Here is a 20,556-nt window from a genome sequence, read left to right on the forward strand (position 1 = left end):
GACAGGCGGACGTCTGCCGTTCACACCGCCTGGGGAGAATGGCCCGTATGGCACTCACCGTCGGCTTCGACCTCGACATGACCCTCATCGACTCCCGGCCCGGCATCCGCGCCTGCTACCAGGCGCTGTCCGAGCGGACGGGGACGTACATCGACGCCGACCTGGCGGTGACGCGGCTCGGGCCGCCGCTCGCGGAGGAACTGATCAACTGGTTCCCGGCCGGGAAGATCCAGGTCATGGCGGACCTGTACCGGGAGATGTACCCGTCGATCGCCATCGCCGCGACCCCGGCGATGACCGGCGCCCGGGAGGCCATCGCGGCCGTGCGGGAGGCCGGTGGACGCGCGATAGTGGTCACCGCCAAGTACGAGCCCAACGCCAAGCTGCACCTCGCCCACCTCGGCATCGAGCCCGACGCCGTCATCGGCGACCTGTGGGCCGAGCAGAAGGCGGAGGCCCTGCGCGAGCACGACGCGGGCGTGTACGTCGGCGACCACGTCGGGGACGTCCGCGGCGCCCGGGCCGCCGGGGCGCTCTCGGTCGCGGTGGCCACCGGCCCGTGCCCCGAGGAGGAACTGCGCGCCGCGGGTGCGGACGTCGTCCTCACCGATCTGACCGAATTCCCGCGGTGGCTTTCGGACTACCGTCCCGCGCGCGCCTGACGCCGGCCCGCTGCCACGGAACGCAGCACTCCCGCACCGGCCATCAGGAATCCGACCGCCATGAGCATGCTCAATCCGAACATGTACGTCGGAAAGGGCGTCGTTCCGAGCAACAGTGGGGCGACCGTGACCAGTGTGGCCAGGGCGCCGATGAAGAAGACGAGGGCTCCGGCACGGACCAGGCGGTCACCGGGAGCGGCGGAATTCGTTTGGGTTTTGTCACGCACCCGACCAGGGTAGTTCCCAGCGCGAAGGAACAACCGGGTGACGTCTTGTCACCGGCCGCAAGAGCATTAGCCTTGGTACCTGGCGGGTCGTACGACCCGCCCGAGTGCTATCAAGAGCCGTTTCCAGAAGCAGTTTTCCGACGAGTACGAGGACGAGGACAGACGTGCCTACCGGCAAGGTCAAGTGGTTCAACAGCGAGAAGGGCTTCGGCTTTCTCTCCCGCGACGACGGCGGTGACGTCTTCGTCCATTCCTCGGTCCTCCCCGCCGGAGTCGAGATGCTCAAGCCGGGTCAGCGCGTCGAGTTCGGCGTCGTCGCCGGACAGCGCGGCGACCAGGCGCTGTCCCTGACGATCCTGGACCCGACCCCGTCGGTCGCCGCCGCGACCCGCAAGAAGCCGGACGAGCTGGCCTCCATCGTCCAGGACCTGACGACTCTCCTGGAGAACATCACGCCGATGCTGGAGCGGGGCCGCTACCCCGAGAAGACCGCCGGCAAGAAGATCGCCGGCCTGCTGCGCGCGGTCGCCGACCAGCTGGACGTCTGAGCCTCAGGGGAACCGCAGCGCGTCCGGGCCGAGGGGCGGTACGAGCCCCTCGGCAGCCGCGCGCGTCAGCAGCCCCCGCACGGCCGCGTAGCCGTCCTCGCCGAGGCCGGCGGTGAACTCGTTGACGTACAGCCCGATGTGCTGGTCGGCGACGGCCGGGTCCATCTCCTGGGCGTGCTCCATGACGTACGGCCGGGACACCTCGGGGTCGTCCCAGGCGGCGCGCACGGACGTCCGGATGGAGTCGGCGAGCAGCCGGAGCTTCTGCTCGCCCAGCGACCGCTTGGCGATGATCGCGCCCAGCGGGATCGGCAGCCCGGTGGTGTTCTCCCAGTGCTCGCCCATGTCGGCGAGCTTGTGCAGCCCGTAGTCGCGGTAGGTGAAGCGCGCCTCGTGGATCACGAGCCCGGCGTCGACCTTGCCGTCCCGCACGGCCGGCATGATCTCGTGGAACGGCATGACGACGATCTCGCCCACCCCGTCGGCCACGGTGTCCGCGGCCCACAGCCGGAACAGCAGATAGGCGGTCGACTTCTCGCTCGGCACGGCGACGGTCCGGCCCGCGAGGTCGGTGCCCGCCTCCCGCGTGAGAACCAGCGGCCCGCAGCCCCGCCCCAGCGCGCCCCCGCAGGGCAGCAGGGCGTAGTCGTCGAGGACGTAGGGCAGCACGGCGTACGACACCTTCAGCACGTCGAACTCGCCGCGTTCGGCCATGCCGTTGGTGATGTCGATGTCGGCGAACGTCACGTCGAGGGCGGGGGCGCCGGGGACGCGGTCGTGGGCGAGGGCGTCGAAGACGAAGGTGTCGTTCGGGCAGGGCGAGTAGGCGATCTGCAGCTGCTCAACTGTCATGCCGGTTCCAACTCTCCAGTACGGGCGTGAGCTTCCCGAACCCCTCGGTCAAGGCTGCCAGAGCGTCCGGGACGCGCCAGGCGGCGCGGTCACGCGGCCCGACGGGATTGGAGATCGCCCGGATCTCCAGCACGGGCACCCCGTGCGCGGCGGCTGCCTCGGCGACGCCGAAGCCCTCCATGGCCTCGGCGAGGGCCGTGGGGTGCCGGTCCCGCAGTGCGGCGGCCCGGGCGGCCGTCCCGGTGACGGTCGACACGGTGAGAACGGCCCCGGTCCGGGCGCCGGTGGCGTCGGCGACCCGCGGTACGAGATCCGCGGGCGGCCGGTGCCTGACGGTCCCGAACCCGAGCTCGGTGACCGGCACGAACCCGTCCTCGGTCTCGGCCCCCAGATCGGCCGCGACGATCTCGTCGGCGACGACGAGCGACCCCACAGCCGCCTCGGGCTGGAACCCGCCCCCGATCCCGGCGGAGACGACGAGGCCGTAGGGCTCGCCCCTCAGGGCGGCGGCGGTGAGGGCGGTGGCGGTGCAGGCAGCCGCGAGAGCGGGCCCCACACCGACGGCGATCACCTCGATGCCGGTACCACCGGGGAAGGCCCCGGCCACCGCGTCCCGCTCCACGGGAACGGCGGTGGCGACCAGCACCCGGTCAAGCTCAGCGGCAGCGATCAGGCATCCTTCTTGAGCTTGAAGTTCCACAGGCCGGACGCGTCCTTGTCGCCCTCCTTGATGGAGACCAGCGTCGAGTCGCCCTGCGCGCCGTACTGGGCGTTGAAGAACACGCTGCCCGGGATCGTGCGGTAGGTCTTCGTGCTGGAGTCGGTCAGCGGCTGACCGTTCATCAGGATCGTCCAGCCCTTGTCGGCGATCTCGGGGTCCACACCGAAGCGCACGGTGGCGTCGGGGTCGACGGAGATGCTCTTGATGCCCTTGTCCTTCAGGCACCCGGCGAGATCGGACTGCTTCAGGGCATCGCCCTCGCCGCCACAGGTGGCCTCGGAGTTCACCGAGTCGCTGCCCACGGTGACCGTGGCCATCGGCGTCGGCTTGTCACAGGCCGACAGGACGAGCAGTCCGGCGGATACGACGCCGGCGACGGCGACGGCGCGGCGGCGTCGCACAACGGATTGCAACGTGTTCATGGGCGAAGGCTATCGGGCCCGCGGGTTGCACCGCCCACGCGGGGTACGGCTCCCTCGGAGATCCATCAGAAGGGCCCTACGCGACGCGCGCCCGCCCCGTGCCCCCGCGCCGCGCCGAGCCGAGCAGCCCCCGTACGGTCGTCAGCCACCCGGCGCCGACGATCGCGGCGCCCACCGCCAGCCCGGCCGTGCCGTTGAGCGGCATCGCGATGCCCACCGCCCCGCCCAGCACCCAGGACATCTGGAGCAGCGTCTCGGAGCGGGCGAACGCCGACGTACGGACGAGTTCCGGCACGTCCCGCTGGATCAGCGCGTCCAGGGACAGCTTGGCCAGGGCCTGGGCGAACCCGGCGATCGCGGCCAGACCGGCCACCAGGACCGCGCTGAAGAACACCGCGGCCGTGATCGCCGCGCCCGCCACGCCCGCCACGACCGTCACGATGATGATCTCCGGCGCCCGGGAGCGCAGCCACGCCCCCACAGCCGTACCGAGCGCGTTGCCCACGCCCGCCGAGACGCCCACTATCCCCAGCGACACCGCGGCGCTCTGGCCGGAGATCGGGTGCTCCCGCAGCAGGAACGCCAGGAAGAAGATCAGGAACCCGGTCAGGCAGCGGATGGCGGCGTTGGCGGCCAGGGCGTGGGTGACGGCCGGGCCGACCGTGCGCAGCCCGGGACGCTTGACCGGCTGCCGGTGCGGCCCGTGCAGGTGCTGCTCGTCCGCCGCCAGCAGGGCGCGGTCCTCGCCCTTGGCGGAGTCGACCTTCGGCGGCAGTGTGAACGACAGGATCGTCCCCGCCACGAACAGCACGAAGGCGCCGAAGAGGGGCCAGCGCGGCCCGATCTGCTGGAGCCCTGCGCCGATGGGCGCGGCGATGCCGGTGGCGAGGAGGCCGCCGAGCGTGACGCGCGAGTTGGCCTTCACGAGGGAGAAGCGCGGTGGCAGCAGCCGGGGCACGACGGCGCTTCTGACCACCCCGTACGCCTTCGACGAGACGAGGACGCCCAGCGCGGCCGGGTACAGCTCCAGGCCGCCGCTGACGACCGCGCCGGACAGCACGATCGCGAGCAGCGCCCGGGCCAGCATCGCGCCGGCCATCGCGGCACGGCGGCCGTGCGGGATGCGGTCGAGGAGGGGCCCGATGACGGGCGCGAGGAGGGTGAAGGGCGCCATGGTGATGGCGAGGTACAGGGCGACGCGGCCGCGGGCCTCGTCGGTGGGCACGGAGAAGAAGACGGTGGAGGCCAGCGCGACGGTGATCATGACGTCGCCGGCGCCGTTCACGCCGTGCAGTTCGATCAGCTTGCCGAGGCCGGACTCGCCGGCGCCGTGCGCGTGGGTGGCCTTGCGGATGCCGCGGGCGGTGCCGGTCACCGGGAAGTGCAGGGCACGGCCGACCGCACGGAGGGAGCCGCCCAGACGGCCCGGCCCGTTCAGTCGGCTGTTTCCCTTGACCCCTTTCGACCCACCGGTCCCGGTGGCGCCCGGGGGTGTCTTCGCGGCTGCCACGACGTCATAGTGCCCCGATAAGGCCGTGGGTAGTGCCATTACCGCATGTATAGGGCCTGAGGGGTGACTGTCCGGGGCGGCCGCTCGTGGTCCGGTGGGCGGCGCAACAGGGACCGTCGGTGTACGCGAAGAGGGGCGGAAGGGTAGCGTGCGTATCTCAGCCATCCCGCAAAATGGATGAAGGATGTCGACGCGGTCCCCCGGTCCGCTCCGTCCGCCCCCGCGCTGGGAGTGGCGCACTCGTGAGACGGCGTATGGAGAGAAGCGATACCTGTGAGCGCAGCGACAACGCGAAGCCGCACCCCTGACCGTCTGTGCGCCGAGGCCGTCGACCTCGCACGCGCCGCAGCCGAGGAGGCCGCCGCGCCGGGAATCGTCGGGGAACACGTCGGGCTGGTCTCCGAGGGGGACCGCGTCGTCACCCACTTCTTCGAGTGCCGCGAGCTCGGCTACCGGGGCTGGCGCTGGGCCGTGACGGTGGCCCGGGCGTCCCGGGCGAAGATCGTCACGGTGGACGAGGCGGCCCTGCTGCCCGGCCCGGACGCGGTGCTCGCGCCCGAGTGGGTGCCGTGGAGCGAGCGGCTGCGGCCGGGCGACATGGGCCCGGGCGATCTGCTGCCCACCGACGCCGAGGACCTGCGGCTGGAGCCGGGCTACTCGGGTGAGGACGAGCCGGCGCCCGCGTCGCCCGTGTCGCACGAGCTGGCCGACCTGGTGGAGGCGGAGGACGCGGACCTCACCGCGGATTCCCCGGCCGGCTTCACGGTCGCCCCTTTGCGCGGTTCGATCCCGGCGGTCGCCGAGGAACTGGGCATGCGCCGGGCCCGCGTCCTGTCCCGCTACGGCCTGCACACCGCGGCCGACCGCTGGGAGGAGGCGTTCGGCCCCAAGACCCCCATGGCCCAGGCGGCCCCCGCGGCCTGCGTCAGCTGTGGCTTCCTCGTGCCCATCGGCGGCTCCCTCGGCCAGGCCTTCGGTGCCTGCGCCAACGAGTTCTCCCCGGCCGACGGCCGTCTGGTCTCCCTCGCCTACGGCTGTGGCGGCCACTCCGAGGCCGCGGTCATGCCCCGGCCGCCCCAGCCGGCCGCCCCGGTCATCGACGAGACCCGGGTCGACCCGTTCCCCCTGCGCCCGTCCTCGGACTCGGGCTCGGTGTCGGCGACGGCGGACGCGGACACGGAGGAACTGGGCCACTCGTAGCGGCCGGCGGCCCGCGCCGGGCGGGCGCACGAGGGGTGCTCCCCAGGCGGTACCTTCATCCTCACGTCCACGAGGAGAAGGAACGGAACGTGAGCAGCAAGTTCGTGCGGCCCGCCGCCGAGGGGGCCGATCCGTTCGGTACCGCCCGTCTGCGGCGCGGTGTCCTCGACGCCTGGGCCACCAGCCCCGCCCGGTTCCGTGAGGACGCCAACGCCGAGGAGGACCTGGTCCTCGGCGGCTACCGGGACCGGCTCGTCGTGGAGCTCGCCCAGAACGCCGCCGACGCCGCGGCCCGGGCCGGAGTGCCGGGGCGGCTGCGGCTCACCCTGCGGGACGAGGTGCTCGTCGCCGCCAACACCGGCGCCCAGCTGGACGCGGCGGGAGTCGAGTCGCTGTCCACACTGCGGGCGTCGGCCAAGCGGGACACGCGGGACACGACCTCCGTGGGGCGGTTCGGTGTCGGTTTCGCCGCCGTGCTCTCCGTCACCGACGAGCCCGCCGTCGTCGGCCGCCACGGCGGTGTGCGGTGGTCGCTCGCCGAGGCCAGGGCACTGGCCGCCGACACCGCCCGGCACAGCCCCGGCCTCGGCGACGAGGTCCGGCGGCGGGACGGGCACGTCCCCCTGCTGCGGCTGCCGTACGCCGCCGAGGGCACCGCCCCCGACCCGTACGACACCGCCGTCATCCTGCCGCTGCGTGACGCGGCTGCCGCCGATCTCACCGAGCGGCTCCTGCGGGCCGTCGACGACGCCCTGCTGCTCACCCTCCCCGGCCTCGAAGAGCTGGTCGTGGAGATCAACGGGGAGAGTCCGCGGACCCTCACCCGCCGCACCGACGGTGCCTTCACCGTCGTCGACGACTCCGCCGACGGCGTCACCCACTGGCGCACCGCCACCGCTCACGGCCCCCTCACCCCCGACCTCCTCGCCGACCGGCCCGTCGAGGAGCGGCTGCGGCCCCACTGGTCCGTCACCTGGGCCGTGCCCGTGGACAGCGACGGCAGCCCCGCCCGGCCCCGCACCAGCGCGGTCGTGCACGCCCCCACCCCGAGCGACGAGCCGCTCGGCGTCCCGGCCCTGCTCATCGCCTCGTTCCCGCTGGACTCCACCCGCCGGCACGCCGCCCCCGGCCCGCTGACCGACTTCCTGGTCCAGCGCGCGGCCGACGCCTATGCCGAACTCCTCGGCGACTGGCGGCCGGTGACGTCCGGGATCATCGGCCTGGTACCCGGCCCGCTCGGCAAGGGCGAACTGGACGGCGCCCTGCGCCAGGCGATCCTCCAGCGGCTGCCGCGGACCTCCTTCCTGCCGCCCGCCCTCCCTCCCCGCGAGGGTGACGACCTGCCGGAATCCCTGCGGCCGCGGGACGCCGAGGTCGTCGAGGGCGCGGGCGCGGACACCGTGCGGGTGCTCGCCGAGGTGCTGCCCACCCTGCTGCCCGCCGGGCTGGAGCGCCGCGCCGAGCTGCGGACCCTGGGTGTCGCCCGGGTCCCGTTGACCGACGCGATCGACCGGCTGGCCGGTCTCGAGAAGGAGCCCGGCTGGTGGCGGCGGCTCTACGACAGCCTGGCCGGGGTCGACCCGGACCGCTTGTCCGGGCTCCCGGTGCCGCTCGCCGACGGCAGGACCACCATCGGGCCCCGGCAGGTCCTGCTGCCCGGCGCGGAGGCCGGTCGGATCGACCCCGAGGTGCTGGCCCGGCTCGGTCTGAAGGTCGCCCACCCGGACGCCGCCCACCCGATCCTGGAGAAGCTCGGCGCCCTGCCCGCGACCCCCCGGGCCGTCCTCACCACCCCGCAGGTCCGGGCCGCCGTCGCCGCCTCCCTGGACGACGAGGGCGGCGTGAACTGGGAAGAGGACGTCCTCGACGCCGACGAACTGGCCGACACCGTGCTCGCCCTGGTGCGGGATGCCGCGCTGGAGCCCGGTGACGAGCCGTGGCTCGGCGCGCTCGCCCTGCCCGACGAGGACGGCGAACCGGCCCCCGCCTGTGAACTCGTCTACCCCGGTGGCCCGTTCGCCCAGGTCATGCGCGAGGGTGAACTCGCCTCCGTGGACGCCGAGCTGGCCGGCAAGTGGGGCGAGCAGCCGCTGGCCGCCTGCGGGGTCCTGGTGAACTTCGCGGTCGTCCGCGCCACCGACGTCGTCCTCGACCCGGACGAACTGGAAGCCCGCGAGGGAGACTTCGCCGAGCCGGACGACGCGGGTCTGCTGGACGCCGTCGACGTGTGGTGCGAGGACATCCTCGACCGCTTCCCGGACAGCCCGGTGCCGCCGGTCGCCACCGAGATCATCGCCGTACGGGATCTGGACCTGGTCGACGAGGACAAGTGGCCGCAGGCGCTGGCTCTGCTGTCCCGGCCCCCGCTGCGGGACGCCGTCGTGGAGCCCGTGCGGATCCTGCTGCCGGACGGGACGCACGAGGTCGTCCGGCCCTACACCGCGTGGTGGCTGCGCGGGAACCCCGTGCTCGACGGCCGCCGCCCCGCCGGTCTGCGGGCCGCCGGCGGCGATCCGCTGCTGCGCGGGCTCTACGACGAGGCCGACGCGACCGGCTTTGAAGACGAGCAGGTGCTGCGGGCGCTGGGGGTGCGCACGTCCGTCGCCGCGCTGCTGGACGAGCCCGGCGGTGCCGCCGAGCTGCTCGACCGGCTCGCCGACCCCGACCGCGAGGTGACGAGCGCTCAGCTGCACGCCCTGTACGGGGCGCTGGCCGAGCTGGACCCCGAGCAGGTGACCCTGCCGGACGACCTGCGGGCCGTCACCGACGGCCGGGTGGAGGTCGTGGACGCGGCCGACGCCGTGGTGTGCGACTCGCCCGACCTGCTGCCGTTCACCGAGGGCGTCCCGCTGCTCCCCGTACCGCCGTCCCGCGCGGCCGAACTGGCCGAACTGTTCCAGGTGCGGCGGCTGAGCGAGTCCGTCACCGGGGAGGTCACCTCCGAGGGCACCGAGCACGACGTGCCGGAGCCGGTGCGGGTGCTGCTCGGCCGGCGGACCCCGGCCTTCTACGTCGAGCACGAGGAACTCGTCGTCGACGGCGTGGAGATCGACTGGCGGCTCACCGCCGACGGCGTCCTGCACGCCGCCACCCTGGAGGGCGTCGCCGCGGGGCTCGCCTGGGCGGCGGGGCAGTGGCCGCGGCGGTTCGAGGTGGCGGCCCTGCTGGAGGACCCGTCCCGGACGCAGGAGCTGGCGCGGGACCGGTGGTTCGACTGAGCCGGTGACGACGTTCGACCGTTGGTGAAAAGTTCCGCACATATTTTTCACCTGTCGTACAACCAAGTGCACTGCTGAGGTATCTGATCAAGCGAGTCAACAGACTCCACGATCACTTGGGCCCCGAGAGCCGACGACGAGCACCGGGGCCCCTCTCCACCTGGAGAATGCATGCGTATCCGAGCCACCGTTGCCGCTGTCACCGGCGCCCTGGCCCTCTCCGCCCTCGCCGTGCCCGCCGCGCAGGCCGCGGAGCCGAAGGTTCCCGCGGACATCGCCGCCGCGAGCGAGGTCGTCCACGCCGACTCCGGCCGGTCGGCCTTCGCCGCCGCCGCGGACGGCACGCCGACCGTCCTGAACGCGACCTTCTCCTCGGTCAAGGTCAACAACGGCAAGAACATCGCCGTCGGCACCACCAACGTGGTCAAGGTCCCCGTGTCCTTCACGCTGACCCACGGCAAGGAAGTGAACATCCACGCCGCGGACTTCTTCGCGGGCGTCGAGCTGTACCGCGGTGCCTCGTTCGAGGAGACGGTCTTCTTCTTCGACAGCAACGACGCGAGCTGCACGGACTCCTCCGCGACCGTCGCCACCTGCAAGGCCACCGTCGCGATCGACCCGTACGCGCTGCTCAACGAGGACGCCGGCTCCTGGAAGGCGGCCGCGTTCGCGGTCGCGTTCAACGGTGAGGACCCGGAGAACCCGAACCTGGACAACGTCGGGGTCGCGGTGAAGGACCCGACGAACTCCTTCAAGCTCCAGCGCTACTCCAAGCTGACGGTCAACGCCTCGCCGGAGCCGGTGAAGAAGGGCAAGACCATCACGGTCACCGGCAAGCTGTCCCGCGCCAACTGGGACGACAACAAGTACCACGGCTACACGAACCAGTCGGTGAAGCTGCAGTTCCGCAAGAAGGGCAGCAACACCTACACCACGGTGAAGACCATCAAGTCCAACTCCACGGGTGAGCTGAAGACCACCGTCAAGGCCTCGGCGGACGGCTACTTCCGCTACTCCTTCGCGGGCACCACGACCACCCCGGCGGTCAACGCCGCGGGTGACTTCGTCGACGTGCGCTGACACCCTCCCCGCACGGACCACACCGCCGGCCCCGGAACGCGTTCCGGGGCCGGCGATGCCGTATGTCCCATGGGCGTGCCAAACGTTGCGGATGAGACGGCAAAACCAGGGTCGTGCCCTACAACCCCGCCCGGGGCTCGTGAATCTGATCGCGTGAGTCAACAGACTCCCAGATCACTTCTCCCCCTGGGGAACACATGCACATCCGAGCCACCGTGGCCGCCGTCGCCGGCGCCCTGGCCCTCTCCGCCCTCGTCGTTCCGGCCGCGCAGGCCGCCGACGCCCCGTCCGGCAAGCAGGCCTTCAGCTCCGCCTCGGCCGACGCGGGCACCGGCACCACCGCGTCGACCCTCGATGTCACCTTCTCCAACGTGAAGGTGAACAGCGGCAAGAACATCGTCGTCGGCACCACCAACGTGGTGAGCGTGCCGGTCACCTTCACCGTGACCCACGCCGCGGACCTCGACACCAGCTCCGACCACTTCGCCACGGGCCCGCTGATCTACCACGGCTCCTCGCTCGACGCCGCCGACAACGTCCTGATCAGCGACGACCCGGCCACCTGCACCGCCGCCTCGTCGACGGTCCTCAACTGCAAGGGCGTCATCAACATCCGCCCGGCCGACGGCGACCTGTTCAACTCCGAAGCCGGCACCTGGGGCGCCGGCGCCCTCGCCGTCACCAGCGACGACGCCGAGAAGATGCAGGGCGGCCTGGGCAGCACCAAGGTGCAGCGCTACTCCAAGCTGACCGTCAACGCCGGTCCCGAGCCCGTCTCCAAGGGCAAGACCATCACGTCCACCGGCAAGCTCTCCCGCGCCAACTGGGAGGACAACGCCTACCACGGCTACACCAACCAGCCGGTCAAGCTCCAGTTCCGCAAGGCGGGCACGAGCACGTACACCACGGTCAAGACGGTGTACTCCGACCAGTACGGCAACCTGAAGGCCACCGCCACCGCCCAGTACGACGGCTACTGGCGCTTCAGCTTCGCCGGCACGACGACGACCCCGGCGGTCAACGCCACGGGCGACTACGTCGACGTGAGGTAAAGCGCCCCGCCGAGGGGCGCGGGGAACTGCGCGACCAGCCCCCACGGCGCCGCGCTCAAGCGGGAAAGCGGCGGTCCACCCACCTCCACAGGAGTTCCAGGGTGGCCGCCGCCACCGCCGCGGTGCCGACCGCGATCCACGGCATCGTCATCCCGACCAGCTTCAGCGCGAAGAAGTGCTGCAACCACGGCACGACCAGCACCAGCAGGAACGCCCCCGCCATGGACGCCACGAGGACGACACGCCACCAGGTGTAGGGCCGGGCGATGATCGCCAGCACCCACATCGAGATGAGGAACAGCGTGAGCGTCGCCGCACTCGTCTCCGCGTCCAGCGCCCCCGCACCCGTGTAGTGCTCCCGGGCGATCAGATAGGTCGCGAAGGTCGCCGCCGCGGCCACGACCCCGCCCGGGATCGCGTAGCGCATGACCCGCCGTACGAAGTTCGGCTTCGCGCGCTCCTTGTTGGGCGCGAGCGCGAGGAAGAACGCCGGGATACCGATGGTCAGCGTCGACAGCAGGGTCAGGTGGCGCGGCAGGAACGGGTACTCCACCTGTGAGCACACCACCAGGACGGCCAGCAGCACCGAGTAGACCGTCTTGACGAGGAACAGGGTCGCCACCCGCGTGATGTTGCCGATGACCCGGCGCCCCTCGGCCACCACCGACGGCAGCGTCGCGAAGCTGTTGTTCAGCAGCACGATCTGCGCGACCGCCCGGGTCGCCTCCGACCCGGAGCCCATCGCCACGCCGATGTCGGCGTCCTTCAGGGCCAGGACGTCGTTCACCCCGTCACCGGTCATCGCGACCGTGTGCCCCCGGGACTGCAGCGCGCCCACCATGTTCCGCTTCTGCTGCGGGGTGACCCGCCCGAACACCGTTCCGTCGTCGAGGGCGTCGGCCATCCCCTCCTGCTCGGCGGGCAGCCGGCGCGCGTCCACGGTCGTGCCGGACAGCCCGAGCTTGGCGGCGACCGCGCCGACCGACACCGCGTTGTCACCGGAGATGACCTTGGCCCGGACGTTCTGGTCGGCGAAGTAGCGCAGGGTGTCGGCGGCGTCCGGCCGCAGCCGCTGCTCCAGCACGACCAGGGCGGTGGGCTTCGCGCCCTTCGTCACCTCGGGATCGTCCAGGTCCCGGGCGACCCGGGCGAGCAGCAGCACCCTGAGGCCCTGTTCGTTCAGCCGCCCGGTCTCGGCCAGGGCCGGATCGTCCTCCGCCAGCAGCACGTCGGGCGCGCCCAGCAGCCACCGGCCGGTCTGCCCGTCGCCCTCGCTGAACGCGGCGCCGCTGTACTTGCGGGCGGAGGAGAACGGCAGCGCCTCGGTGCAGCGCCAGTCCTCGACGGCCGGGTAGGTGTCGATGATCGCCTTCAGGGAGGCGTTCGGCCGCGGGTCCGACTCGCCGAGAGCCCCGAGCACCTTCCGTACGTACGTCTCGTCGGCACCCTGGAGCGGCCGCAGCTCGGTGACGTCCATGCCGCCCTCGGTGAGGGTGCCGGTCTTGTCGAGGCAGACGGTGTCGACCCGGGCGAGCCCCTCGATGGCGGGCAGCTCCTGCACCAGGCACTGCTTGCGGCCGAGGCGGATCACGCCGATGGCGAAGGCGACCGAGGTGAGCAGGACGAGCCCCTCGGGGACCATCGGGACGATGCCGCCGACCGTGCGGGCGACGGAGTCGTCGAAGGCGTTCTCCTTCACGACCAGCTGGCTGATGATCAGGCCGATCGCGGTCGGGACCATCATCCACGTGACGTACTTGAGGATCGTGGAGATGCCCGACCGCAGCTCGGACTGGACGAGGGTGAAGCGGGATGCCTCCTCGGCGAGCTGGGCGGCGTAGGCCTCCCGGCCGACTTTCGTCGCCTGGAAGGCCCCGCCGCCCGCCACCACGAAGCTGCCCGACATGACGTGGTCGCCGGGATGCTTGACGACCGGGTCGGCCTCGCCGGTGAGCAGCGACTCGTCGATCTCAAGACCGTCGGCCTCGACACAGACGCCGTCGACGACGACCTTGTCGCCGGGCCCGATCTCGATCAGGTCGTCCAGCACGATCTCGGACGTGCTGACCTGCGCGGCGGTCCCGTCCCGGCGCACGGTGGGCCGCACCTCGCCGATCAGCGCGAGCGAGTCCAGCGTCTTCTTCGCCCGCCACTCCTGGACGATCCCGATGCCGGTGTTGGCGAGGATCACGAACCCGAACAGGCTGTCCTGGATCGGCGCGACGACCAGCATGATCAGCCACAGCACGCCGATGATCGCGTTGAAGCGGGTGAAGACGTTCGCACGGACGATGTCGACGGTGGACCGGCTGCTGCGCACCGGCACGTCGTTGACCTGGCCGCGCTCCACCCGTTCGGCGACCTGAGCACCGGTCAGGCCGGTCTCGCGGGAGGTGACCGTCGCCGGCCGCGCGGAGTCGGGCCGGGCACCCGCGTCGAGATGCGTCATGCATTCGACGGTACGTGCGGATTTGCCGCTTCACCCGCTGAATGCGGCGAAGATCCGACCTGGGAAGGACGGACTTCGTGCCGTGGTCGTACGGCAGTTGTACGCCGTCGGACCCAGGGGTGCCGCGCCCCGGTGTCAGCCCGTCCGGCGGGCGGTGAGCAGCAGGTACTCCCACTCCAGGACGGTCCTGCCGGAGCCCGTGCCGAGGTCGCCGTCGCGGGCGAGGTCCACCAGGGCGCCGTCCAGGGCGGCGGCGCGTTCGGGTTCGCCGGCGATGTTCTTGTAGACGCTGATGGTCGGGCCGTAGCGCTCTTTGAAGTAGTCGCGGAACATCTCCGGCGTCTCGAAGCGGTCGACCCGGACCGTGCGGCGTTCGGCGCTGACGTCCGTGACCCGGTCGCCGAGGAGGGCGCGCACATGGTCCTCGTCCCCCCACAGCGGGGGCGGCTGGGCTCCGGGCGGGGGCGGCGGCGCGTACGGCTTCATGGCGGCGAACATCCGGCCGATGAAGCCCTGGGGCGTCCAGCTGAGCAGCCCGATGGTGCCGCCCGGACGGCAGACCCGGACGAGTTCACCGGCGGCCTGCTGGTGGTGCGGGGCGAACATGACGCCCACGCAGGACAGCACGGTGTCGAACTCCGCGTCACCGAAGGGCAGGGCCTCGGCGTCGGCCTCCTGCCAGGTGAGGTGCGCACCCTGCTTCTCGGCCGCCCGCCGGCCGGCCTCGAACAGCTCCGGGGTCAGGTCGGAGGCCACCACGTCCGCGCCGGCCAGGGCCGCCGGGATCGCGGCGTTGCCGGAGCCGGCGCCCACGTCCAGCACCCGCCGGCCGGAGCGCACCCCGCACGCCTCGACCAGGATCGCTCCGAGATCGGGGATGACCTCGGCGGCCAGGGACGGGTAATCGCCCTGGGCCCACATCGCCCGGTGCTTGGACTTCAGGGCACGGTCGGCCTCGACCGCGCTGTTCTGCATCGTCATCGCTGCGCTCCTCACCGGTCCGGCGGCGGGTCCCGCGCGACGGTTTCGAGCGTTTCGCCGCCATCTCCTGAGCGTAGGGAGGGGGCGGGCGGGTGTCTCGTCGGAGAGTGCGGGTTTGTGTGTTCGCCTTGCGCCGGGTGGTGGGGCGGGGCCGTGCCGGGGGTGTCCGTCCTCGGAACGGCGCGATGGGGTCTCACACCGACTGACTGGTGTTGACGCGCCAACCAGCTGCGGGCGGGCAGCCCCCGACATGGCCCCTTGCGTCGTCCGGCGGGTGCGGGTGCGGGTGCGGGTGCGGGTGCGGGTGCGGGTGCGGGTGCGGGTGCGTCTCGGCTCGGGTCGTCGCCGGGCCTACTGGGCCGAGGGGGTCGTGGGAGGCGCCGTCGGGTTATGGGTGGCCGCCCGCTTGATCGCGGCGTCGCGCTTGCGGACGTACCAGATGCCGATCAGTCCCAGCCCGCCGCCGGCCAGGCAGGTCCACACCCACCAGGTGTGGCCGTGATCGTCGAACCAGCCGTAGAAGGGGAGCTGGACCAGAAAGAGGACGAACCACAGGATCGTGCCGCCGGTGATGGTGGCGACCACGGGGCCCTCCAGGGGCTCCGGTGCCTCGTGTCGGGGGGTCCATTTCGCCATGGGGACAGCTTACGAGGCGATCAGGTCTACGCGCGGAGATGGCCGATCCAGGCCTTATACGTTCATACTGAAACGGTTTGTGTCTGACCACTTCTCTTCGTAGGAAACTCCAAACACATGTCCTCCTCGGCTCCTGCCAAGGTCCCCGCCCCTGAACAGCCGGGAGCCGGGCGCACGTACGGCGCACTCGACCGCTTCTTCCGCATCTCCGAGCGGGGCAGCACCCTGTCCCGCGAGGTCCGGGGCGGTCTGGCCACCTTCTTCGCGATGGCCTACATCATCGTGCTGAACCCGATCATCCTCGGCAGCGCCAAGGACATGTACGGCCACCAGCTCGACAACGGGCAGCTGGTCACCGCGACGGCCCTCACCGCCGCGCTCACCACCCTCCTCATGGGCGTCATCGGCAACGTCCCGATCGCGCTGGCCGCCGGCCTCGGCGTGAACTCGGTCGTCGCGCTCCAGCTCGCCCCGCGCATGTCCTGGCCGGACGCGATGGGCATGGTGGTCCTCGCCGGGGTCGTGGTCATGCTGCTGGTCGCCACGGGACTGCGCGAGCGCGTCATGAACGCCGTGCCCTACGGGCTGCGCAAGGCCATCTCCATCGGTATCGGCCTGTTCATCATGCTGATCGGGCTCGTCGACGCGGGCTTCGTCTCCCGGATCCCGGACGCCGCCCAGACCACCGTCCCGCTCCAGCTCGGCGGCGACGGTCACCTCGACGGCTGGCCGGTCCTCGTCTTCGTCCTGGGCGTCCTGCTGACGCTGGCGCTCATCGTGCGCAAGGTCTCCGGCGCGATCCTGATCTCGATCGTCGCCATGACGGTCCTCGCGGTGATCATCAACGCGGTGGCGAAGGTGCCGAGCTGGGGCCTGACCACGCCCAAGTGGCCCGGCAACCCGGTCGCCGGCCCCGACTTCGGGCTGATCGGGCAGGTCAGCCTGTTCGGTGGCTTCGAGAAGGTCGGCATGCTCACCGGTGTGCTCTTCGTCTTCACCGTGCTGCTGTCGTGCTTCTTCGACGCGATGGGCACGATCATGGGCGTCTCCGACGAGGCGAAGCTGACCGATGCGCAGGGGCAGATGCCCGGCATCAACAAGGTGCTGTTCGTCGACGGCCTCGCGGTCGCCGCCGGCGGCGCCAGCTCCTCCTCCGCGACGACCGCCTTCGTCGAGTCCACGGCGGGTGTCGGCGAGGGTGCCCGGACCGGTTTGGCGAACGTCGTGACCGGTGGCCTCTTCGCCGTCGCCCTCTTCCTGACGCCGGTCGCCACGATGGTGCCGTCCCAGGCGGCCACGCCCGCGCTGCTCGCGGTCGGCTTCCTGATCCTGGCCGGCTCGGTCAAGGAGATCGACTGGGCGGACTACACGATCGCCGTCCCGGCCTTCGTGACGATGCTGATGATGCCGTTCACCTACTCGATCACCAACGGCATCGGCATGGGCTTCATCACCTTCGCGGTGCTGCGGCTGGCGGCCGGGCGGGGCCGGGAGGTGCCGGTGGCGATGTACGTCGTGTCGGCGGTGTTCGCGTTCTACTACCTGATGCCGGCGCTGGGCCTGACCTGATCCCCGTCGCCGGAGTCGGGTGATCCGTAGAACCTCTCCGTCTCCTCGACGGCGGTCTGGAACCGCTGGTCGAAGTCATCTCGAATGAGCGTCCGGACGACATAGTCCTGGACGCTCATTCCCCTTTTCGCGGCCTGGTACCGGAGCCGTTCGAGCAGGTCGTGGTCTATTCGCAGGCTGAGCACACTGGTCCCCATGAGCAGAGGGTCGCGGCACCGTTCGGTACGGCGGGGCGCGTTCCGCCGCCGCGTCACCCATATGAGTGATGTCATGGTTCAGTGGCGGGCGTCACGGGCGGTCCTGCGTGTTACCGCTGGTCTTTAGCGAGGGTAATGAGTTACGCTAAAGAACATGCCGGACCTCACCCATGGCGACGATGTAGCCGCCGTGAACTCCCTCCGATCCGCAGTGATGCGGCTGTCCCGTCGGCTCAAGCACCAGCGGGTCGACGAATCGCTCAGCCCCACCGAGATGTCGGTGCTGGGCACCCTGTCCCTGTGCGGCAGGGCCACCCCGGGCGAGCTCGCCCGCAAGGAGCACGTCCAGCCGCCGTCGATGACCCGCATCGTGGCGCTGCTGGAGGCCAAGGGACTGGTCCGGCTGGAGCCGCACCCCGAGGACCGGCGCCAGAAGGTCGTCACACGCACCGAGCAGGCCGAGGCCATGCTCGAGGAGAGCCGCGCCAAGCGGAACGCGTTCCTGGCCACGCTGGTGGAGAACCTCGACGAGGACGAGTGGGCGAAACTCCGCGCCGCCGCCCCCGTGCTGGAGAAGCTCGCACATCTGTAAGCAGGCTGTTGCAAGGAGGCGACCCATTTGAGTTCGGGACCCGGAGCAGCTTCCGCCCCCGCACCTGACCACCACGATTCCCCGCCCCCCTCCGGCACACCCGCCGCCCGGCCCGCCCGCAAGTCCTCGATGTTCTCCTCCCTGAAGGTCAGGAACTACCGCCTGTTCTTCCTGGGACAGGTCGTCTCCAACATCGGCACCTGGATGCAGCGCATCGCCCAGGACTGGCTGGTGCTCAGCCTCACCGGCTCCTCCGCCGCCGTCGGTATAACGACCGCGCTGCAGTTCCTGCCGATGCTGCTCTTCGGCCTCTACGGCGGCGTCCTCGTCGACCGGCTGCGCAAGCGGCCCGCGCTGCTCGTGACACAGACGTCGATGGCGCTCACCGCGATCGCCCTGGCCGTCCTCACGCTCACCGGACACGTCCAGGTGTGGCACGTGTACGTCGCCGCCTTCGCGGTCGGTCTCGCGACCGTCGTCGACAACCCGGCCCGGCAGTCCTTCGTCTCCGAGCTCGTCGGCCCGGGGCAGCTGCAGAACGCGGTCAGCCTGAACTCCGCGAACTTCCAGTCCGCCCGCCTGGTCGGCCCCGCCGTCGCGGGCCTACTGATCACCGGCGTCGGCACCGGCTACGCGTTCCTCTTCAACGGCCTGTCCTTCATCGCGCCGCTCACCGGCCTGCTGCTGATGCGCGCCCGCGAGCTGCATGTCGTCGAGCGCACCCCGCGCGGCAAGGGGCAGCTGCGGGAGGGCGTGCGGTACGTCACCGGCCGCCCGGAGCTGATCTGGCCGATCGTCCTGGTCGGCTTCGTCGGCACGTTCGCCTTCAACTTCCCCGTCTACCTGTCGGCCTTCGCGGACGACGTGTTCCACGCCGGCGCGGGCGCGTACAGCATGTTCAACACCCTGATGGCGGTCGGCTCGGTCGCGGGCGCGCTGCTCGCCGCGCGGCGGGGCACGGCCCGGCTGCGGCTGCTGATCGTGGCGGCCATGGCCTTCGGCGCGCTGGAGATCCTGGCGGCGACGACCCCCACCCTGTGGATGTTCGCCCTGCTCATGGTTCCGCTGGGCCTGTTCGGCATGACCGTCAACGTCACGACGAACACCAGCATCCAGATGTCCACGGACCCGGCGATGCGCGGCCGGGTCATGGCCCTCTACATGATGGTCTTCCTCGGCGGCTCGCCCGTCGGCGCCCCGATAGTCGGCTGGATCACGGACACGTACGGCGCCCGGGTCGGCCTCGCGGCCGGCGGCGCGGTCGCGGCGCTCGCGGCTGCGGTGATCGGCCTGGTCCTGGCCCGGGTGGGCAACCTCCGGCTGTCGGTGGGCTGGCACCGGGGGCACCCGAGGGTGCGGTTCGTGCCCCGGGAGCATCGGGAGGAGCTGGCCCCGGCGGCGTAGGGCGGCGTCAGTCGCGGGGGAACTCGCCGGTTTCGAGGACGAGCCCGACCACGGTGCCCGTCAGGTCGATCTCGTCCCCGAAGTCCAGGCTCAGCTCGCCCCGGTATTCGCCGTCCCTGGGCTTGGTGTGCAGATGCCAGCGGCCGGTGTATGGATCAACGATCAGGTACACCGGCACACTGGCGGCCGCATAGGCGTCCTTCTTGGGGCCGTAGTCGTTCGCGGAGGTCTTCCTGGAGATGACCTCGGCGACGAACTCGACGTCCTGGTAGCGCCACAGGCCCTTGTCGTTCTTCGCCGAGCCCTCCGCCATCACGGTGATGTCGGAGGCGAAGCCGTTGAGGTGGCCCGGGTAGTCGACACGGACATCGGACTTCACGCGCTTGCGCGGGTACTTGGCGCGCAGCTGGTCGTAGATGTCCGCGATGATGTCCCAGTGGGTGTCCCGCTGAGGCGCCATGAAGATGTTCCCCCCGACGATCTCGACCTTGTAGCCCTCGGGGACCGGCATCGTCTCCATCCACTCGAACATCGTGTCGAGGGTGAGTTCACCGCTGCTGTCGGCCATCTCGATCCTGTCGTCAAGGACGGTCATCGTGGCGCTCCTCCCCGGCCGAACCCGCGGATGGGCCCGGCCGCGCAGTACAACGATACGCACGGTGACCGGGACACGCCCGGACCCGGAGGCCGCCTACACCCTGCGTGCCAGCAACTGCCCCGGCCAGTTGTTCTCGCCGACCGTGAAGGCCTCGGTGCGGGTGAAGCCGTTGGACTCGTAGTAGCGGACGAGCTTGCCGTCGTCCCCGGCGTAGCAGTCGACGCGGAGGAGGGAGATCCCGGCGCGGCGGGTCTCCTCGGCGGCGTGGATGAGGAGGGCGCTGCCCACGCCGTGCCCCTTGAAGCGGCGGTCGGAGGCCAGCCAGTGGATGTAGCGCTCGGGCTCGTCGGGCTGCGGGAGGTGGGACAGGTAGGCGCCCGCCGAGTCGGTGAGGGTGAGGGTCCCGGCGGGGACGCCGTCGATGTCGGCCATGAACACGCTGCCCTCCGCCATGTACCGGCCGACCGACTCCACCGTCTTCGGGCTCTGCGACAGCGGCCGGGTCCCCCACTGCCCCGTGCGGCCCTGGGAGACCAGCCACTCCACACAGCTGTCGAGCATGCCGAGTATCGCGGGAAGGTCGTCGGGCCCGCCGTCCCGGATGGTGATCCGCATGGCCTCATGGTGCCAGGCTGGCC

The 20,556-nt window shown here is 71.3% G+C and carries 19 protein-coding genes and 1 pseudogene; 9 read left to right on the forward strand and 11 right to left on the reverse strand.

What is annotated here, in order from left to right; all coding sequences use genetic code 11:
* The first annotated feature begins 38 nt into the window (after nt 1–38).
* Nucleotides 39–662, forward strand: a complete 624-nt coding sequence (locus IO24_RS0114955) for an HAD family hydrolase (protein ID WP_031135899.1) — start codon at nt 39–41, stop codon at nt 660–662.
* On the opposite strand, the gene IO24_RS0114960 is transcribed toward IO24_RS0114955, so the two are convergent.
* Nucleotides 641–889, reverse strand: coding sequence for a hypothetical protein (locus tag IO24_RS0114960; RefSeq protein WP_031135901.1), 249 nt, complete (start codon nt 887–889; stop codon nt 641–643). The two genes, IO24_RS0114955 and IO24_RS0114960, sit on opposite strands and share 22 nt — an antisense overlap.
* A 164-nt stretch (nt 890–1,053) precedes the next feature.
* Here IO24_RS0114960 and IO24_RS0114965 point away from each other — a divergent pair, with 164 nt between their 5' ends.
* Nucleotides 1,054–1,437 (forward strand): cold-shock protein, encoded by a 384-nt coding sequence (locus tag IO24_RS0114965; RefSeq protein WP_030849358.1) that lies wholly within the window; start codon nt 1,054–1,056, stop codon nt 1,435–1,437.
* Between the two features lie 3 nt (nt 1,438–1,440).
* Here IO24_RS0114965 and IO24_RS0114970 read toward each other — a convergent pair whose 3' ends face one another.
* The 4 genes from IO24_RS0114970 to IO24_RS0114985 all read right to left on the reverse strand — a co-directional run bounded on the left by IO24_RS0114970 (nt 1,441) and on the right by IO24_RS0114985 (nt 4,942).
* Nucleotides 1,441–2,289 (reverse strand): 1,4-dihydroxy-6-naphtoate synthase, encoded by an 849-nt coding sequence (locus IO24_RS0114970; RefSeq protein WP_031135904.1) that lies wholly within the window; start codon nt 2,287–2,289, stop codon nt 1,441–1,443.
* Entirely contained in the window at nt 2,279–2,989 is a 711-nt protein-coding gene (locus tag IO24_RS0114975) for a futalosine hydrolase (protein WP_078899279.1), read from the reverse strand. The genes IO24_RS0114970 and IO24_RS0114975 overlap by 11 nt, the downstream gene beginning before the upstream one ends.
* Nucleotides 2,959–3,432 (reverse strand): hypothetical protein, encoded by a 474-nt coding sequence (locus tag IO24_RS0114980; RefSeq protein WP_031135906.1) that lies wholly within the window; start codon nt 3,430–3,432, stop codon nt 2,959–2,961. Before IO24_RS0114980 ends, IO24_RS0114975 begins: the two co-directional genes overlap by 31 nt.
* 76 nt (nt 3,433–3,508) lie before the next feature.
* Nucleotides 3,509–4,942, reverse strand: a complete 1,434-nt coding sequence (locus tag IO24_RS0114985; protein ID WP_031135909.1) for an MFS transporter — start codon at nt 4,940–4,942, stop codon at nt 3,509–3,511.
* Nucleotides 4,943–5,215: 273 nt separating this feature from the next.
* On the opposite strand from IO24_RS0114985, the gene IO24_RS0114990 reads away from it, so the two are divergent.
* The 4 genes from IO24_RS0114990 to IO24_RS0115005 all read left to right on the forward strand — a co-directional run bounded on the left by IO24_RS0114990 (nt 5,216) and on the right by IO24_RS0115005 (nt 11,492).
* Nucleotides 5,216–6,142 (forward strand): DUF3027 domain-containing protein, encoded by a 927-nt coding sequence (locus tag IO24_RS0114990; protein ID WP_031135911.1) that lies wholly within the window; start codon nt 5,216–5,218, stop codon nt 6,140–6,142.
* Between the two features lie 89 nt (nt 6,143–6,231).
* Complete coding sequence (locus IO24_RS0114995; protein ID WP_031135913.1) at nt 6,232–9,360, forward strand: sacsin N-terminal ATP-binding-like domain-containing protein; 3,129 nt, start codon at nt 6,232–6,234, stop codon at nt 9,358–9,360.
* 171 nt (nt 9,361–9,531) lie between these two features.
* Entirely contained in the window at nt 9,532–10,440 is a 909-nt protein-coding gene (locus tag IO24_RS0115000) for a hypothetical protein (protein WP_031135914.1), read from the forward strand.
* 197 nt (nt 10,441–10,637) lie between these two features.
* Complete coding sequence (locus IO24_RS0115005) at nt 10,638–11,492, forward strand: hypothetical protein (RefSeq protein ID WP_031135915.1); 855 nt, start codon at nt 10,638–10,640, stop codon at nt 11,490–11,492.
* A gap of 55 nt (nt 11,493–11,547) precedes the next feature.
* Here IO24_RS0115005 and IO24_RS0115010 read toward each other — a convergent pair whose 3' ends face one another.
* The 3 genes from IO24_RS0115010 to IO24_RS0115020 all read right to left on the reverse strand — a co-directional run bounded on the left by IO24_RS0115010 (nt 11,548) and on the right by IO24_RS0115020 (nt 15,558).
* Nucleotides 11,548–13,941 (reverse strand): HAD-IC family P-type ATPase, encoded by a 2,394-nt coding sequence (locus tag IO24_RS0115010; protein ID WP_031135917.1) that lies wholly within the window; start codon nt 13,939–13,941, stop codon nt 11,548–11,550.
* 135 nt (nt 13,942–14,076) lie between these two features.
* The gene (locus IO24_RS0115015) at nt 14,077–14,922 is read right to left on the reverse strand and encodes a class I SAM-dependent methyltransferase (protein ID WP_031135919.1); all 846 of its coding nucleotides are present in this window, start codon (nt 14,920–14,922) and stop codon (nt 14,077–14,079) included.
* A gap of 351 nt (nt 14,923–15,273) precedes the next feature.
* Nucleotides 15,274–15,558: a DUF2530 domain-containing protein gene (locus IO24_RS0115020; RefSeq protein ID WP_031135920.1), complete on the reverse strand. Its 285-nt coding sequence runs from the start codon at nt 15,556–15,558 to the stop codon at nt 15,274–15,276.
* 117 nt (nt 15,559–15,675) lie between these two features.
* On the opposite strand from IO24_RS0115020, the gene IO24_RS0115025 reads away from it, so the two are divergent.
* Nucleotides 15,676–17,127 (forward strand): NCS2 family permease, encoded by a 1,452-nt coding sequence (locus IO24_RS0115025; RefSeq protein ID WP_031135923.1) that lies wholly within the window; start codon nt 15,676–15,678, stop codon nt 17,125–17,127.
* 23 nt (nt 17,128–17,150) lie between these two features.
* On the opposite strand, the pseudogene IO24_RS0115030 reads toward IO24_RS0115025, so the two are convergent.
* Nucleotides 17,151–17,324 (reverse strand): annotated as a pseudogene (locus IO24_RS0115030) (ribbon-helix-helix protein, CopG family); the annotation flags it as partial.
* A gap of 154 nt (nt 17,325–17,478) precedes the next feature.
* Between IO24_RS0115030 and IO24_RS0115035 the strand changes: the two are divergent.
* Together IO24_RS0115035 and IO24_RS0115040 are read left to right on the forward strand one after the other, a co-directional pair.
* Nucleotides 17,479–17,916 carry a MarR family winged helix-turn-helix transcriptional regulator gene (locus tag IO24_RS0115035; protein ID WP_031135926.1) on the forward strand — a complete coding sequence of 146 codons (438 nt, stop codon included), beginning with the start codon at nt 17,479–17,481 and terminating at the stop codon, nt 17,914–17,916.
* A 27-nt stretch (nt 17,917–17,943) separates the two neighbouring features.
* Nucleotides 17,944–19,320, forward strand: coding sequence for an MFS transporter (locus IO24_RS0115040; RefSeq protein WP_031135928.1), 1,377 nt, complete (start codon nt 17,944–17,946; stop codon nt 19,318–19,320).
* A 7-nt stretch (nt 19,321–19,327) separates the two neighbouring features.
* Here the strand turns inward: IO24_RS0115040 and IO24_RS0115045 are convergent, their stop codons facing one another.
* Nucleotides 19,328–19,915: a Uma2 family endonuclease gene (locus IO24_RS0115045; RefSeq protein WP_031135930.1), complete on the reverse strand. Its 588-nt coding sequence runs from the start codon at nt 19,913–19,915 to the stop codon at nt 19,328–19,330.
* Nucleotides 19,916–20,011: 96 nt separating this feature from the next.
* Entirely contained in the window at nt 20,012–20,533 is a 522-nt protein-coding gene (locus IO24_RS0115050) for a GNAT family N-acetyltransferase (protein ID WP_031135932.1), read from the reverse strand.
* Nucleotides 20,534–20,556 lie beyond the last annotated feature (23 nt).

This window comes from Streptomyces flavovariabilis (assembly GCF_000725785.1).
GTDB lineage: Bacteria > Actinomycetota > Actinomycetes > Streptomycetales > Streptomycetaceae > Streptomyces > Streptomyces hawaiiensis.

Bases quoted from the DNA above. Each gene is read 5' to 3' on its own strand.
- IO24_RS0114955 (WP_031135899.1), top strand. From the start codon at position 39: ATGGCCCGTATGGCACTCACCGTCGGCTTCGACCTCGACATGACCCTC.
- IO24_RS0114970 (WP_031135904.1), bottom strand. From the start codon at position 2,289: ATGACAGTTGAGCAGCTGCAGATCGCCTACTCGCCCTGCCCGAACGAC.
- IO24_RS0114980 (WP_031135906.1), bottom strand. From the start codon at position 3,432: ATGAACACGTTGCAATCCGTTGTGCGACGCCGCCGCGCCGTCGCCGTC.
- IO24_RS0115000 (WP_031135914.1), top strand. From the start codon at position 9,532: ATGCGTATCCGAGCCACCGTTGCCGCTGTCACCGGCGCCCTGGCCCTC.
- IO24_RS0115005 (WP_031135915.1), top strand. From the start codon at position 10,638: ATGCACATCCGAGCCACCGTGGCCGCCGTCGCCGGCGCCCTGGCCCTC.
- IO24_RS0115010 (WP_031135917.1), bottom strand. From the start codon at position 13,941: ATGACGCATCTCGACGCGGGTGCCCGGCCCGACTCCGCGCGGCCGGCG.
- IO24_RS0115015 (WP_031135919.1), bottom strand. From the start codon at position 14,922: ATGACGATGCAGAACAGCGCGGTCGAGGCCGACCGTGCCCTGAAGTCC.
- IO24_RS0115020 (WP_031135920.1), bottom strand. From the start codon at position 15,558: ATGGCGAAATGGACCCCCCGACACGAGGCACCGGAGCCCCTGGAGGGC.
- IO24_RS0115025 (WP_031135923.1), top strand. From the start codon at position 15,676: ATGTCCTCCTCGGCTCCTGCCAAGGTCCCCGCCCCTGAACAGCCGGGA.
- IO24_RS0115035 (WP_031135926.1), top strand. From the start codon at position 17,479: ATGCCGGACCTCACCCATGGCGACGATGTAGCCGCCGTGAACTCCCTC.
- IO24_RS0115045 (WP_031135930.1), bottom strand. From the start codon at position 19,915: ATGACCGTCCTTGACGACAGGATCGAGATGGCCGACAGCAGCGGTGAA.
- IO24_RS0115050 (WP_031135932.1), bottom strand. From the start codon at position 20,533: ATGCGGATCACCATCCGGGACGGCGGGCCCGACGACCTTCCCGCGATA.